Origin of the sequence: Desulfitobacterium sp., assembly GCF_034927245.1 — a bacterium.
GTDB lineage: Bacteria > Bacillota > Desulfitobacteriia > Desulfitobacteriales > Desulfitobacteriaceae > Desulfitobacterium_A.
The window spans coordinates 33,346-49,247 of record NZ_JAYFQK010000025.1 but is presented as its reverse complement, the minus strand read 5'-3'; the positions used below and the strand labels follow the sequence as shown (position 1 = coordinate 49,247).

Below are 15,902 nucleotides of genomic sequence, written 5' to 3'. Positions count from 1 at the left end.
ATTTTAAAAAGGAGGGAGATCATGGAGTTCGACAAGAGAAAAGTACTCACTTTGGCAGGAACCCTAGTGTTAGCCGGTGCTGTCGTTGTCGGCGGGATTTATGGACCGAGCGCTTGGAAAGTCTTTATGAATAGGTCCGTTTCTGGCGCTCAAAATCCAGTCGTTGTACAGACACCTCCTGTGGAAGGAACCAATGCGACCCAAAACGGCGCTGATGGAAATACCCCGGGACAAGCTAATACGACCGGAGCCAACCCAGCGAGTACAGTAACGAACCCGCCGGGTATCAATGTCGCTCCACAGGGAGATCTATCAGGACCTAAAAAGTACAAAGAACCAGATACAAAAAGTCTGGCACTAGCCCCAGCCGTTAAAGATAACTTCGAGGAGGGTGCACTGAGTCAAGATGCATTGAATATTGCTTTCGGCTCGGCTTGGAACATCCATCAATACGTGGATGGGTATTTGTACGGACCCAATAGCGGTCCTCAGATGAATGAACAGGATATTAAAAAATACATCGTATTTCATAAATCAGTTTGGGATAATCAGATTAAGAAAGAGGACGGCGCTAAAAAGGCTTCTTCCTTCAGCAATTATCTCGACGTCATGTTCAATCGTGGAATAGATGCATTTGATGCGAAAGACAAGGTGCGCATTGAACAATTCCACCAAGAGATTCATGATCTTGACGCTCATATCATGCGTAACGATGCGAGTGCCAAAATATATGGGGCAACTCCCTTTGCCACTAAACGGTAACATATCCAAGCGCGTTTAAAATCTGCAGGAAGGGTATCCGGAATAAGAGATAATAATGATGGGGGAAAAAATCGTGCTTTAGTTTTCAAAACGTGAGGATTTGGAGCCGGAGTGAAGAAGGGCAGCCGTCAATATATAAATATAGATATGAATCCTTAAAATTGAACTGAATAGAGCGGTGATAACCTGTACCGGAAACAGGTTTTTGAAAAAGGCCCTTGTCAGGGGCCCTCCAGTAGGGAGAAGAACATAATTAATGATTCAATTAAAGAATTAAATAGAAATCATTTGGAAGGGAAAATTAACCCGAAAAATTAACCTCAAAGAAAGGAACGAACATAAAGTTCTAAGAGGTGAGGGGTAGAAAATGGACGGATAATAGCGTGAAGACAAAACCGCGGTTTTCCCTTGAAGATCTTAAGTGCGCGCAATAATTGAAAAACTGAATAAGGATGAATAGAAAAGCTCATCGCGTTTGAGCAAAAATAATGAGACCTGCCCGGAGGGACAGGTCTCATTTATTTTTGCTATAGTTGGCTTATTCATTGCAGTAACTCTTCCTGCACTTGACTTACTTTGGCAGACATGGTAGTTTTCTCTTAGCTGAAGTATTAGCGGACATTTGATTTTAGGAGGTTGAGCCTCATGGTTGTACGGAAAGAAGATATTTATAACTTAGTTGAGCGTCTTCCAGAAGATGATCAAAAAACTGTTTTTGATTTCATACAGTATCTATTAAATCGTTCCACAGAAAAACCAAATGGTTGGGAGGGAATCGATCAGGTAGATCCGGACGATGAACCTTTAACTGAAGAAGAACTTCGCCAGCTTAATAGTGATGCTGGTTATGTTACCGGGGAGGACGCCAAGCATGAGTTCGGATTACAAGTTGATTTACCGTAAGGATGCAATCAAATACCTATCCAAAAAAGAAGCGTCCGTTCAAAAACGTATTGCGAAAGGATTAGCAGGACTAATAACAATTCCCCCGAGTGGCGACATTAGGCAAATGAAGGGACAGCAAGGCTTATATCGTCTTCGGGTTGGTACATACCGCGTACTTTTTGAAGTTAATCATACCGAAAAGATTGTCTACATTCTGGCAATAGACTCTCGTGGCGGAATTTACAAATAACTAAAGCCGATTATTCTTCAGAGCAAGGAAAATCGGCTTTCGCTTTTTGAAACTGTCTTAATGAATATTTATTTGAAGAGAATTGACTCTTTGCTTAACCGGACATATAATAATTATATAGTTAGAATAATGTCTAAATATCTAAATATATGAATATCTAAAGACTAAGGAATAAAGAATAAGAGGTGAAATGAAATGCCGCTTTATAATGAAACGTTTAAGGCGCTCTCCGATAAGACAAGACGGCAAATCCTTCGTGATTTGCGCAGCGGAGAAATGAGCGCCGGGGAGATTGCAGACCATTTTGATATGACAAAGCCCAGCATTTCTCATCATCTGAGTATTTTAAAGCAGGCTGACTTAATCAGCGACCGGCGCCAGGGACAAAATATCATGTATTCCCTAAACACTTCAGTCTTTGAAGATGTGATGGGCTGGTTTATGGAGTTCTTAGGTAAAGCTCCGAATGACATTACTAAGGGGGAATGATTATGTCAAATCTTGAAAATCATCAAGGCGGTTGGGCAAAAATATTATCAGCCTTTCTGATCATCGCTGATTTTTTAATTGCTTTCTGGGCATATCCTCAACTAGGAGATCGGGTGCCCTCACATTGGAATTTGGCCGGTGAGGTTAACGGCTATTCCTCACGTTTTGGCGGAGCCTTTATGTTACCGCTGATTCTTCTCGGCATTTATCTTTTGTTTTGGATTATCCCGAAGATTGATCCGAAAAAAGCAAACTATCCGGCCATGTCTCGAATCTATTGGATCAGCACGCTGGCGATTATCTTCTTTTTAAGTTTGATGCATGTCGGGGTATTGGGTGTAGGCTTGGGTTATTTTACAACTCTTCCGCGTTGGTATTTTTCGGGAATAGGAATTTTATTTATTATCTTGGGCAATTATTTTGGAAAAATTAAATTCAATTATTTCTTTGGCATCAGGACATCTTGGACTTTAGCGAGTGAAGAAGTCTGGTATCGTACGCACCGATTTGCCGGACCGATTTGGATGGTAGGTGGAATTCTCATCGGTGTTTTAGGATTTATGCCATCACAATGGGTGGGACCGCTTTTTGCTGTCGCTATGGTTATACTTGTAGGTGCGCCTACGCTTTATTCCTATGTTCAGTTCAAAAAGCTAAATTTTTAGCACTGCCATGAATATTGCCATGAATGTTTGATATTTTTTATTAGCTTGTGTCTAAAATCTCTTTTGCCGGGCAAGATTATTGATAGGGAACTTATCCTTATTGATTAATGGGTAAAGGAGATTTTGTATTTTATGCGTAAGATTAATTGGCTTGTGGGTTCTGTCGCCTTGTGCCTTGGTTTGGTCATTGGAATTGTCGGCCATGCTGTTGCGACGACCCCTGCAACGGGGAGTTCAATATTAACCAAACTCGGAGTGGATAATGAATCACAGGCAACGGCAATCAATTCGGAAAATGTGCTGAATTCTGTTAAACAAAGTCCCAATGCTGATCAGAAGGACAGCTTGCTTACTCCCCCCGAAGGGGTTTTGGCAGGAGCAAACGAAACGGATAGCACGGTAGAAAAAGAGCGGACAGAGAAAATAATCAGTGATTATAAACAAAATATCGGCTACTTTTTTGGGGCTTGGCAATCCACAGATATGACTAATTTTCGGAACCAGCTCGCTAAAGCCTACATTGGAGAGATTTATGAAAAGCATGCCCGCAATGCGGAGAGCTTCATTATCCAAGGAATCGGTTTAGCAGTCAGTGATATTCGCTTCGATGAAATTAAGGTGGAATCGGCAACCGCCAACTCAGCAACACTTGAAGCAACCTATCGTTATGCCGCTCAGGACTATGATTTAGGAGAACAGATGCCCCAGGGGGAAAAGACGGAACACCTTGTTCATGTACGTGTCAATTTGATCCTATCCAATGGTCACTGGTTGATCTCCGGGGAAACGCTGCTAAGTTAAAGATTGCAAGCTTCCTATGTCCAGGGACTTAGCCACTTATCTCATCCTCACCGCTAAAGTTGTTCTGTGAAGTTTGTGGTTCGGCAAAAGTGACCTGCGCCGCTCAGCTTTTCTTTGCAGTAGGCGACTTAGGCGAAAACCCCACCCGGGTTTAGTCACTTGTTAGTCATCGGATAAAATAGGTCTTTCGCTATGAAATAGGCGAAAGGCCTATTTTCATCTTTTAGCAGGAAACTGAAATAAAGATGTTGAAATAGGGGGGATAAAGGAAACTTGCTTCAGGTGGAGTTTTGACTACAGATAGAGTATCCCAACAAAGGAGGGCTATTGGTGAATAAGAGAAAAAAGTGGATGAGTGTTTTATTAAGTACATTTATCCTTGTACAAGTTTTGGGAGAACCGAGCCTCCTCTTCGCAGCTACGGATTTGACGAATAGCCCGACAACAAATGGGGCAGTTCCGAATTCCGCCCCTACTCCGGATTTTAAACCTCAAGTCAATCCCTCCCAGGCGGAAATCAATGCTTTGCTGGAAAAGGTGGCCAAGGAAGAAAAGATTCCAAGCCCCATTTTGAAAGCAATTGCCTTCCAGGAAAGTTCGTGGCATCAATTTGACAGCAATGGCCAACCCCTTCTCAGCCCAACAGGGGCAATGGGGATTATGCAGATTTCCCCTAAATACGAAACACCGGAAAACATCGTTAAATTAAAGACAGATATTGAATATAATATCCGTCGGGGAGCTCAGCTCTTGAATGAGAAGTGGGCTTTTGTTCCCAAGATCGGGGATGGCGATCGTAATAAATTGGAGAACTGGTATTTTGCGATTTGGGCTTATAATATCTGGTCCGGCAAGAATAATCCCAATGAAGCTAAAACGAGTTCTATAATAGAGGATAATACCCCCAAAGCCGATGGAAGCAAAGTAATATCTCGAGGCGGAAGCGCCGTAATTCCTACACCCGCACCCATTCCCGCACCCACACCCGTTCCCTATCAAGAGCGGATCTTGAGCACGATCGCAAATCCGCCATCCTGGTTAGCGCATTATATTAAGGCCGTAGAGATTACGCCGGTTCCGGCAAGTTCACTGCCAGAGCAGGGAGTTCCCCAAAAAACGCTGCAATGGACAACTCCTCTGCCGTACCACTTAGGGGATTTAAATATGAATAGCGATAAAGATACCGGAAAGATTCTCCCGGCTGTCATTCCTGAGTGGAGTCGTCTCCAAGGTAAAGACCGAATCGACACGGCTCTTCAACAGGCGCAAAAGGGATGGCCTCAAGGTTCAACATCCGTCATTCTGGCACGGGCGGATGACTTCCCCGATGCTTTAGCAGGTGTTCCCTTAGCCGGGCGTTTGCAAGCTCCGATCTTATTAACTTCATCTAAAGAGCTTGATTCCGAGGTTCTTACAACCTTGAAAAGCTTAAAACCTCAAACGATTTATCTCCTCGGCGGCGAAGGCGCATTGGGAGGCAAAATCACTTCAACGCTTGAAAAGAACGGCTGGAATAAAGATAGCCTTATTCGCATCAGCGGTGACAGCCGATATAGCACGGCAGCAAGTTTAGCCATGGCCACAGTAGCATCGTCTCTTTCCGCGGTTACGGTAGAGGGGAAGATCAGCTTAGAGAATATTCCTCAAGGAGCGGCTTTACAAAATGTACCGGCCGTAGCTATTGCCACAGGTGAGAATTTTCCCGATGCCTTAGCGATTGCCTCCATAGCCGGTGCGAAAAGGATGCCGATCCTTCTGACTTCAACAAATGGACTTCCCGCAGACACCCTTAAAACACTCCGGCGTCTTAACCCAGCCAAGGTCTACCTGATCGGGGGGAATGGCAGTATTTCTCCGCAGGTTGAGCAAGAAATCAAGCAGGGCTTAAATATGTCCGCCTCGCAAATTCGCAGACTCGCAGGAGCGTCACGTTATGATACGATGGCTGCTGTTGCGCAAGAATTTCAAGATGATATTGATAATCTAAGCTTTGCTACCGGTGAGAATTTTCCGGATGCGCTTGCCGGTGCGGCTTTAGCAGCCCATCAAGGTTCGACAATCGTGCTTGTCCCGAAGAATTCGCTTGAACCATATCCGAATCTCAAAAATTGGATCCGCGGACGTCTGAAAATATTAACCAATCCGACCGCCCCCAATGCCCCCCAGTCGCTTAAGCTTTATTTAATGGGCGGTACCGGAGCGATATCAGAAGACCTTGAAAAAGAACTAAAATCCTTCCTTGGTCAGTAATTTGACTGAGGAAGGCATTTGCATGTCCTGTTGTAAAACGGTAAAAACTATAGTAAACTGTAAAACGGTGATTTATTAAGAGAGCTTTTAAAACTTCCATAAATTAAAGAAGGGATCATAAATTCATGCTATGGCGTAAACGAACTTTATTTTTGATGGCAATTGATGCTTTACTTGTGAATCTTGCTCTGTTTTTAAGCTTTTATATGCGTTTCGAAGACGGTATTCCCCACGAATATGTGATGACCTATTATTATTCAGTATGGGCCGCCACCCTTATCTACTTGGCGGTTTTCTATGCTTTCGGACTTTATAAAAGGCTTTGGCAGTATGCCAGTATCGGTGAACTTTTATTGATCGTCTTTGCAGCAACGATTGGAACGGCGGCTACCGTTACGGTTGTATATTTCATAGCTCCCATGCGGCTGCCTCATTCCGTTGCCGCGCTGCTTTGGTTTACCACCCTTTTTCTTGTCGGCGCTTCGCGTTTTGCCTGGCGGATTTTACAAGAGAATGTTTTAACACCGCATGTTCCGGGCTCGCAAAAACAGGTATTGATTGTCGGTGCGGGAGATGCCGGTGCCGTTGCGGTTCGCGAACTAAAGAACCGCAATTATCATGAAGGACGTCCTGTCGGTTTTATTGATGATGACCCTAAAAAGCAGCATCTTCAACTGATGGGGATTCCGGTGTTGGGAACGCATAAGGATATTCCCCGCGTGGTCAATAATCATAATATCGATGAAGTGATCATTGCGATGCCTTCGGCATCCGGTGAGGCCATTCGTGAAATTGTTCAGATCACTGAAAAAAGCGGCGTCGATTTGAAAATCCTGCCGGGCGTGTACGACCTCTTAAGCGGCACTGTGGACACGAAGGAGATTCGTGAAGTCCAGGTTGAAGACTTATTAGGCCGTGAGCAGGTATCGGTGGATCTTCAAGAAGTTGCCGGCTATTTAGCGGGAGAAACCGTTTTCGTGACCGGAGGCGGGGGTTCCATCGGTTCGGAAATTTGCCGTCAAATTACACGCTTTAATCCAGGAAAAATTGTAATTCTGGGTCATGGCGAAAATACCGTTTTCGATATTGAACAAGAACTGCGCTCCGAACATCCGGGAATTGAAATTGCAACGGAAATTGTCGATATCAAAGATCGAGAAAAAATCCAGCTGGTTTTCGAGCGTTATCATCCCGGCGTTGTTTTCCATGCCGCAGCCCATAAGCATGTGCCGTTGATGGAGAAAAATCCGGAAGAGGCCTTGAAAAACAATATTGTAGGTTCATATAACTTAGCGGAAACAGCGGATCGCGTAGGAGTTAAAACCTTTGTTCTCATCTCCACGGATAAAGCGGTGAACCCGACCAGCGTGATGGGGGCCACGAAACGTGTCACCGAAATGATTATCCAAAGCATGGGCAGACGCTCCAAAACGAAATTTGTCGCTGTCCGTTTCGGTAATGTTCTGGGAAGCCGCGGCAGTGTAATTCCTACATTTAAAAAGCAAATCAAAAAGGGCGGACCGGTTACGGTTACCCATCCGGATATGGTCCGATTCTTTATGACGATTCCGGAAGCTTCGCAGCTGGTTATCCAGGCCGGAGCAATGGCTCAAGGCGGGGAAATTTTTATTCTGGATATGGGTAAGCCGGTTAAAATTCTCGATTTGGCCCGTGACCTCATTCGTTTGTCCGGGTTTGAACCTGATGTTGATATAAAAATTAAATTCACAGGGATGCGTCCGGGTGAGAAGCTCTATGAAGAGTTGCTTACGGCGGAGGAAGGGACCTCGGCAACAAAGCATAAGCGTATTTTCGTGGCTAAGCCATCCCCGGTTGAAACCGAGAAGCTTGAAGAAATCATCCACATTATCCGTGAGCGGGGTTCATACCTGTCGAAGGATGAGGTTGTTGAGCTTCTGCAAACCGTCATCCCTACATTTAGAAAGCAAAATGCCAAAACGGTGGCGAACCAATAAGGAGGAAATTGTGTCATGTTAGAACTTAAAGAAGTGATCACAGATGATGATGTGCTCGCTAAGACCCTGAAGGAGAAAATTATTAACCATACCGCGACTGTCGGGGTCATTGGACTGGGATATGTCGGTTTGCCTTTAGCCGTTGAAAAAGGAAAAGTGGGCTTTAAGGTTATCGGTTTTGAGTTGAATGAAGAGCGTGCAGGCCGAGTCAATGCAGGAGATAACTATATCGGAGATGTAAAGGATATTGAACTTCAGGAGCTTGTGCAAAAGGGAGCCCTTACGGCGACTACCGAGTTTGATCGTCTCGCTGAATGTGATGTTATCGTCATTTGTGTTCCTACACCCCTGACGATTACCCGTGACCCGGACATTTCCTATATGAAGAATGCCGCTTTGGATATCGCTAAGCGGCTGCGTCCCGGACAACTTGTGACGCTCGAAAGCACAACCTATCCGGGGACGACCGAAGAAGTGATTTTGCCGATTCTTGAAAAGAATGGGCTCAAAGTTGGAAAAGACTTTTTCCTTGCCTTTTCTCCGGAACGTGTTGACCCAGGTAATAAGCGTTTCACAACAAAAAATACCTCAAAGGTTTGCGGCGGCGTAACTCCGATATGCCTGGAGATCGCTTACACCTTCTATTCGCAAACGATTATCAATGTTGTGCCTGTTTCTTCACCCGCAGCTGCCGAGCTGACGAAGGTGTTTGAAAACACCTATCGGGCCGTCAACATTGCTTTGGTTAATGAGCTGATGCTCCTTTGCGATAGAATGGGACTGGATATTTGGGAAGTGGTTGAAGCTGCCGGTACGAAGCCGTTCGGAATTCAAACATTCTGGCCGGGCCCCGGCGTAGGCGGCCACTGCATTCCGATTGATCCGTTCTATCTCACCTGGAAGGCTCGTGAATACGATTTCCATACCCGTTTTATTGAACTTGCCGGGGAAATCAATATCGAAGCGTCCTACCATGTCATCAGCAAAGTTGTTCGGGCTTTAAATAATGGGAACAAGAGCCTGAAAGATGCCAAAATTCTCGTTTTGGGAGTGGCTTATAAAAACGATATCGATGATGTTCGTGAATCACCGGCCCTTAAAGTCATGGAGCTTCTCCGCAGAGAAGGTGCCAATATCGTTTATCATGACCCATTCATCCCTGTTATTGAACCTCATGGCGGCAGCACTGTTCATATGGATAGCATCGAATTGACCGATCAAGCTGTGGAAGAGGCAGATTGTGTGCTTATTTTGACAGCCCACAGTGCTTTGGATTATGAGCATATCGTTGAAAAGGCTCAAATCGTCGTTGACACCCGAAACGCAACAAAAGATGTTAAAAATAACCGGGAAAAGATTGTCAAAATCTGATGTTTTTCGGTTAAAATATCAACAGAATAAATAAAAGGGGAATCGTCAGATTCCCCTTTGAACAATCATTTTAGAATAAATGTACTTATTTTTAACAAGGGAGAAGAGAATTATGGAAAAGAAAATTCGTTTTGCCATTATTGGTTGTGGCCGGATTGCCCCAAAACATGCGGAGTCAATCGTTGCGATTCCGGAAGCGGAGCTCGTCGCAGTCTGTGATATTGTCCCTGAAAAAGCTCAGGCATTTGCCGATAAATATGGTGCTAAACCGTATACCTCCTTTGAAGAGATGTTAGCTGCCGAGGATATCGAAGTTGTAACCGTCGCCACTCCTTCAGATTTACATGCCCCGATTGGCATTGCAGCCGCTAAATTAGGCAAACATGTCATGGTGGAAAAGCCGATGGCCATGACTCTAAAAAGTGCGGATGAATTGATCAAAACCTGCAAGGAAAACCATGTAAAACTCGCGGTGATCCACCAAAACCGCTTTAACAAATCGGTAAAACTTATGCGTAAAGCGTTGGAGGACGGCCGTTTCGGAAAACTGACCCACGGACAAGCGACAGTGCGCTGGAACCGTGATAATAACTATTATGCTCAAGCCCCTTGGCGGGGAACGAAGCTTCAAGACGGCGGTGTCCTGATGAACCAATCGATTCATAATATCGATTTGCTCCAATGGACGTTTGGACCTGTTGAATCCGTTTTCGGATATACCACAACGGCATTGCGCCCAATTGAGATGGAAGATGTCGGTGGAGCTGTCATTAAGTTTAAGAACGGTGCCATTGGCTTGATTGAAGCCGCTTCAACAATTTATCCGAAAAATATTGAAGAAACGCTCAATGTCTTTGGGGCGACAGGCTCAGTCATTATCGGTGGAATTGCCGTTAACCGCATTGAGACTTGGGAGTTCCCGAACAGCGAAGAAGAGAAGAAACAAATTTTAGATAGTCAAGAAAATGATCCGCCGACCGTTTATGGTTTTGGACATCGCGAGATCATTACCGATATGATTCATGCTATTCGTGATGATCGAACTCCGGCGATCCCCGGCGAAGAAGGCCGTAAAGCATTAGAGATCATTCTTGCGATTTATAAATGCCAGGAAACGAAGCAGCCTGTGGTTTTTCCGCTTGTTGAGGATTAAGACTGTACTTTAGTTTGATCTGGGGAGAGTTGCGAATACAGCTGCTCCGGATTAAAGGCGCTCGCAGAGCAAACTTGCGGCTCAAACGGGTAGATGAAAGCAGGCGGGGTTCGGCGCCGGAATCGCCATCCATGGCTCTGTCGGCGCCCGGGGACATCCCTGTCCCCGCCCCGCTTTATGCAAGCCCGTTTTCGCCGAGTTTGCTAACTGCTCGCTTAAAACCTCCACATCTGTATTCGCAACTCACCTGGCCGCTTCATGGGTCTTTTGCAAGTATTTCTTATACGACCTGAAAGGCAACGTGGTACATAAGTACCACCGGTTGCAGATGCATGCATGAAAGAAGCAATGAAAGCCTGGATGTGGATTTTGATTTACGGGAGAGAACGACTAAAGCAAGCAGTTACCGAAGCTTAGGCAGCGGCGACTGCTTATAAGCAAAGGGCTGCGCATAGGATGTGCGCAGCCGCCGACAGAGTCAGGAGACGATTTCGGCGGGAACCCGCGACCCAAAATAAGGAGCCGGTGCCTTAGCTTCGGTCTGCGAAGCGCCTGGAGTGAACGGAGTAAACAAAATCCACCCCCAGACGCAATCCCCAAACAACTCATAAGGCATACTTAACGAAACGTAATTATCAACTCGCGAGAAACGAGGTATTTAATGATGACTAATGTAAATAGACTTTTTATTTCCCCAGAAGCAATAATTCCGGCGGGCACGATTACCGGCCCCTTTTGCGTTATTGGCGAAGACGTCACGTTGGGCGAGAATATTGTCCTGGGAGCAGGCTGCGTAATTTCGAGCGGAGTAACGATCGGTGCCGGAACGGTTCTCGGCCACTATGTGACTATTGATCATGGAGCTGTCATTGGTGAAGGCTGCCAGATCGGAAATCATGTAAGCGTAGGGACTTGGGCAAAAGTCGGCGCTAATACGAAAGTCGGAGATCACACGACGATTTATCCGCAAGTGGATCTTGGGGAAGAGGGCTTTATTGGAAGCAACTCCTCGATTGGACGGGCTCCTAAAGCCGCGGCAACGAGCACCGTCAAGGCTCATGCGGATTTACCACCTCTCCGTATGGGAAAAGGTTATACAGCCGGATGCTCGGTCGTGCTTTATTCCGGGACAAGTTATGGTGACAAGGTCTTTATCGGGGATGGTGCACTTGTTCGGGAAAGGTGCACGATTGGCCAAAATGTTGTCATCGGCAGCGGGGCGGCCGTCGAGAATGACACCCGGATCGGTGATTTTACGAAGATTCAAACGGGTTCATATATTACAGCCTATATGGAAATTGAAGATCACGTCTTCATTGCTCCGATGGTTACGACCACGAATGATAATTTCATGGGTCGCACAGAGAAACGCTTTAAGTACATTAAAGGAGCCCATATCGGCAAAGGCGCTCGCGTCGGCGGTGCATCAATACTCCTACCGGGGGTTGAGCTGGCACCTGAAACCTTTGTTGCCGCCGGAGCCTTGGTTACTAAGGATACAGAAGAAAAGCGGGTAATGATCGGCTTCCCGGCTCGCGATATTCGCCAAGTGCCGGATGAGGAGCTGCTTCCGTAAAATCTTGCAGGTAGGGGTCTGGGGAGAGTTGCGAATACAGCTGCTCCGGATATAAGGCGCTCGCAGAGCAAACTAGCAGCTCAAACGGGTGGATGAAAGCAGGCGGGGTTCGGCGCCAAATCGGCTCGCAGAGTGCTATGCCGTCCATGGCGCACTCTGCACTAGGCACGTCCTGTGCCGTCGCTGCCTCAGTGGCGCCCGGGGACAACCTGTCGCCGTTGAGATGTCCTTTTGGGTAAGCGGCTCGGGGTGAAAATGTCCACTGGACACTTTCGTCATGTCCCCGCCCCGCTTTATGCAAGCCCGCTTTCGCCGAGTTTGCTAACTGCTCGCTTAAAACCTCCGCATCTGTATTCGCAACTCACCTGGCCGCTTCATGGGTCTCTTGCAAGTATCTCATGCGTGACCTGGGAGGCGGCGTGGTACATTCTGTACCACCGGCCGCGAATGCATACAAAAGAGGAAGAACGACCTGGATGTGGATTCTGATTTACGGGAGAGAACGGCTAAAGCAAGCATCTATCGAAGTTTTGACAGGGGCGACGCTTGCAAGTATCTCATGCAGTGACACAAGAGGCAGCGTGGTACATTGTACCACCGGCTGCAATGCATGCAAAAAAAGAAGGAAAGCCTGGACGTGGATTTTGATTTACGGGAGAGAACGACTAAAGCGGGCAGCTACCGAAGCTTAGGCAGCGGCGACTGCTTATAAGCAAAGGGCTGCGCACAGGACGTGCGCAGCCGCCGACAGAGTCAGGAGACGATTTCGGCGGGCGATGACACAGGACGTGTCAAGTGTCGCATGTGCCAGGACGGCGAAAACATGCGACAACCCGCGACCCCAGAAAAGGAGCCGGTGCCTTAGCCTCGGTCTGTGAAGCGCCTGGAGTGAACGGTGTAAACAAAATCCACCACCCCAGACGCATTCTCCGGCAGACATAAAATAAAGACATGCACACACCACATGACTCCGCTTAATCGGACTTTGAAGAATCAGACTTTTAAGAACCTGACTCAACAGAAGCAAACTCAGCGGAAGCAATCGGCAGAAGCTAACCCAGCAAACCCGATTTTGTAGAAGCGACAACTTAGGCTATAATAAATTCAGTTGCTTCAGCGACTCATCATTACCGTCAACGGCATATGCCGAAAGGAGTTAAAGTTAATGGGTATACCGCTTTTAGATCTTAAAGCTCAATACTTAACGATCAAGGATGATATCGACCAGGCAATTATGCGTGTCCTAGATTCCAGCAAATTTATTCTCGGCCCGGAAATGAAGACATTTGAAAAAGAGATGGCCGCTTATTGCGGTGTTAAAGAAGCCGTAGCCGTGGGCAACGGAACAGATGCTTTGTTGCTCTCATTAAGAGGATTGGGTGTCGGCCCCGGAGACGAAGTCATCACCACTCCGTTTACCTTCTTTGCTTCAGCCGAAACCGTTGCCGCTCTGGGAGCAACCCCGGTGTTTGTCGATATTGATCCCGTGACGTTAAATATGGACTTAAACCAACTGGAAGCGAAGGTCACACTACGCACCAAGGCCATTATTCCGGTACATATTTTTGGACAAATGGTCGATGTTGAGCGTGTGATGGAGATCGCTGCCCGCCATGATCTGAAAGTTATCGAAGACTCCGCCCAAGCGATTGGATCGAGCTACCGGGGACGGAAAGCCGGATCGATCGGTGATGCCGGAACGTTCAGCTTTTTCCCCACGAAGAATTTAGGAGCTTACGGTGATGCGGGAATGGTCGTCACAGATGATGAACATCTGGCTGCGCACTTGCGGATGCTGCGTTTTCATGGCTGCCAAACGAAGTATTATCATGATGAAATCGGATATAACAGCCGGATGGATGAAATGCAAGCTGCAATTCTGCGCGTCAAGTTCCAACATATCGACGACTGGAATGCAGCCCGTCGGAAAAAAGCCAAAATTTATAATGAGCTTTTAGCGGATCTGCCGCTGACCTTGCCGGGTATTGATCCCGCAGGTACGCCGGTTTACCACCTTTATGTCTTACGGACGGATAAACGCGACAAACTCATGGCAGCGCTTAAGGAAAACGGAATTGCCAGCGCGATTTATTATCCCGTTCCTTTGCATTTGCAACGCGCCTTCCGCAACCTTGGCTATAAAGAAGGCGATTTTCCCGTTGCTGAAAAAGCGTGTAAACAAGCGCTAGCCTTGCCGTGCTATCCGGAATTAACGCTGGAGCAGCAACAACAAATTGCCCAAGTGGTTAAGGAAGCTTTATAAATATGCTGACCAGTGTTTTGTGGGTAACCATTGCCCGAATTATTTTAGGCCTGACGCCACTCATTACTCTGCCTGCCTTAACAAGCTCCTTTACACCGGAGTGGTATGGAGTCTGGTCACAGATCACCATCACGATTAGTTTTGTTGCTCCGCTTGTGGGTTTGGGATTTGATACTGCGGTTATACGTTATTTCGCGACAGGATTTGATAATAAGGAAAATATCCGTGACTTTTATTCCTTGGCCGCTTTTATCGGCATATTCAGTCTTGTGCTTATTCTTTTGGCTACTATTGCTTCAAATACGTTTAGCCGGATCATGTTTTCAAGCTCTGAACTTAAGCTATATGCCATTTTAACCTTCATTTATGTTATGGCACAGGGATTGTACAACTATGTCATCTCTTACTTTCGAGTAACCCAAAGCATGCGCACATATGCGATGTTTGATATGGCTGATGGTTTGCTAAATGCCTTGATTATGGTCATTGTTCCCTTGAAATTCCATTCTGTAGCGGGAATGGTGACAGCCCTTATTTCGAACCAGTGCTTATTTGTGCTGATATTTCTAATTTTCATTTATCGGAATATCGGATTTCAGGGACTGTCTTTGGCCAATATCGCTAAGTATCTAAAATACGGTCTTCCCTTGGTTCCTAACAGCCTTTTTCTGTGGCTGGTCAATTCCAGCGGTCGCTATTTTCTCACGCATTTTCGAGGCTTAGCTGATGTTGGAGTGTATGCTGCAGGCTACACTATCGCGAATACTATGACCCTCTTTTTTATGCCTATTAGCATCGTACTTTTCCCGGTTATCTCTAAACTCTGGGGAGAGGGTAAGAAGGAAAAGGTTGCTGCTCAGATTACTGCTGCCAATCGTTGGTATCTTATCTTAGCTGTGCCGGGCGCGTTTGGACTATCTTATCTTGCAAAACCGATTGTCGACCTTTTATCGACTAAAGACTTTGCCGGGGGAGCAGATATCATTTTTGTTCTCACCTTAGCAAACTTGTTATACGGGGTTTATCAAATAAACCTGTATGGTGCGCTCTTGATTGAGAAAAATTTAAAGTTGACCGGCTTTTTTGCGATGGCCGGTGTTCTCAATCTTGTGCTTAATTTCGCCATGGTTCCGGCATTTGGATTGCAGGGAGCAGCATGGGCGATGCTTTGTTCCTTCCTTTTCTTAGCGGCGGCGGTAGTGCGTTGGGCTAAAAGTATAATTAATTTCCATTTTGACTGGAGGGGGACAGGGAAAGTCCTCTTATCGGCTTGTGCGATGGTCGGGGCGTTGTTTCTATCGGAAAAATTCGTTCATCTTCAAGGTATTTCTTATTTAATAGTGGAGATCCTTCTGGGCGTCATTGTCTATGGGTTTTGCCTGCTGGCAACGCGGACGGTCACGAAGGAGGAACTTCTAAGTTTTAGAAGATCATAAATTAAAACACAAACAATTGCTAAAG

Annotated in this window: 14 protein-coding genes; all 14 read left to right on the top strand. The window is 46.1% G+C overall.

All coding sequences use genetic code 11. The annotated features are described in order from the left end of the window. The first annotated feature begins 21 nt into the window (after positions 1 to 21). The 14 genes from VB077_RS07560 to VB077_RS07495 all read left to right on the top strand — a co-directional run bounded on the left by VB077_RS07560 (position 22) and on the right by VB077_RS07495 (position 15,877). Positions 22 to 762 carry a hypothetical protein gene (locus tag VB077_RS07560; RefSeq protein ID WP_323414614.1) on the top strand — a complete coding sequence of 247 codons (741 nt, stop codon included), beginning with the start codon at positions 22 to 24 and terminating at the stop codon, positions 760 to 762. Between the two features lie 645 nt (positions 763 to 1,407). Further along, positions 1,408 to 1,665 carry a DUF2281 domain-containing protein gene (locus VB077_RS07555; protein WP_323414613.1) on the top strand — a complete coding sequence of 86 codons (258 nt, stop codon included), beginning with the start codon at positions 1,408 to 1,410 and terminating at the stop codon, positions 1,663 to 1,665. Then, positions 1,634 to 1,897, top strand: a complete 264-nt coding sequence (locus VB077_RS07550; RefSeq protein ID WP_323414612.1) for a type II toxin-antitoxin system RelE/ParE family toxin — start codon at positions 1,634 to 1,636, stop codon at positions 1,895 to 1,897. Before VB077_RS07555 ends, VB077_RS07550 begins: the two co-directional genes overlap by 32 nt. 195 nt (positions 1,898 to 2,092) lie before the next feature. Continuing rightward, a complete protein-coding gene (locus VB077_RS07545; RefSeq protein WP_323414611.1) occupies positions 2,093 to 2,386 on the top strand; it encodes an autorepressor SdpR family transcription factor in 294 nt (97 codons plus the stop codon). A 2-nt stretch (positions 2,387 to 2,388) separates the two neighbouring features. Beyond that, positions 2,389 to 3,051 carry an SdpI family protein gene (locus VB077_RS07540; protein WP_323414610.1) on the top strand — a complete coding sequence of 221 codons (663 nt, stop codon included), beginning with the start codon at positions 2,389 to 2,391 and terminating at the stop codon, positions 3,049 to 3,051. Positions 3,052 to 3,183: 132 nt separating this feature from the next. Beyond that, positions 3,184 to 3,852 (top strand): hypothetical protein, encoded by a 669-nt coding sequence (locus VB077_RS07535; protein WP_323414609.1) that lies wholly within the window; start codon positions 3,184 to 3,186, stop codon positions 3,850 to 3,852. Between the two features lie 330 nt (positions 3,853 to 4,182). Next, positions 4,183 to 6,102 carry a cell wall-binding repeat-containing protein gene (locus VB077_RS07530; protein WP_323414608.1) on the top strand — a complete coding sequence of 640 codons (1,920 nt, stop codon included), beginning with the start codon at positions 4,183 to 4,185 and terminating at the stop codon, positions 6,100 to 6,102. Positions 6,103 to 6,227: 125 nt separating this feature from the next. After that, positions 6,228 to 8,078: a nucleoside-diphosphate sugar epimerase/dehydratase gene (locus VB077_RS07525; RefSeq protein ID WP_323414607.1), complete on the top strand. Its 1,851-nt coding sequence runs from the start codon at positions 6,228 to 6,230 to the stop codon at positions 8,076 to 8,078. A 15-nt stretch (positions 8,079 to 8,093) separates the two neighbouring features. Then, entirely contained in the window at positions 8,094 to 9,449 is a 1,356-nt protein-coding gene (locus tag VB077_RS07520; RefSeq protein ID WP_323414606.1) for a nucleotide sugar dehydrogenase, read from the top strand. A gap of 112 nt (positions 9,450 to 9,561) precedes the next feature. Then, positions 9,562 to 10,602 (top strand): Gfo/Idh/MocA family oxidoreductase, encoded by a 1,041-nt coding sequence (locus VB077_RS07515; protein ID WP_323414605.1) that lies wholly within the window; start codon positions 9,562 to 9,564, stop codon positions 10,600 to 10,602. Positions 10,603 to 11,263: 661 nt separating this feature from the next. Next, a complete protein-coding gene (locus VB077_RS07510) occupies positions 11,264 to 12,178 on the top strand; it encodes a DapH/DapD/GlmU-related protein (RefSeq protein ID WP_416337044.1) in 915 nt (304 codons plus the stop codon). A 589-nt stretch (positions 12,179 to 12,767) separates the two neighbouring features. Then, positions 12,768 to 12,890 carry a hypothetical protein gene (locus tag VB077_RS07505; protein ID WP_323414604.1) on the top strand — a complete coding sequence of 41 codons (123 nt, stop codon included), beginning with the start codon at positions 12,768 to 12,770 and terminating at the stop codon, positions 12,888 to 12,890. A gap of 453 nt (positions 12,891 to 13,343) precedes the next feature. After that, positions 13,344 to 14,441: a DegT/DnrJ/EryC1/StrS family aminotransferase gene (locus VB077_RS07500; protein WP_323414603.1), complete on the top strand. Its 1,098-nt coding sequence runs from the start codon at positions 13,344 to 13,346 to the stop codon at positions 14,439 to 14,441. 2 nt (positions 14,442 to 14,443) lie between these two features. After that, positions 14,444 to 15,877 (top strand): oligosaccharide flippase family protein, encoded by a 1,434-nt coding sequence (locus VB077_RS07495; protein ID WP_323414602.1) that lies wholly within the window; start codon positions 14,444 to 14,446, stop codon positions 15,875 to 15,877. The last annotated feature ends 25 nt before the right edge of the window (positions 15,878 to 15,902 follow it).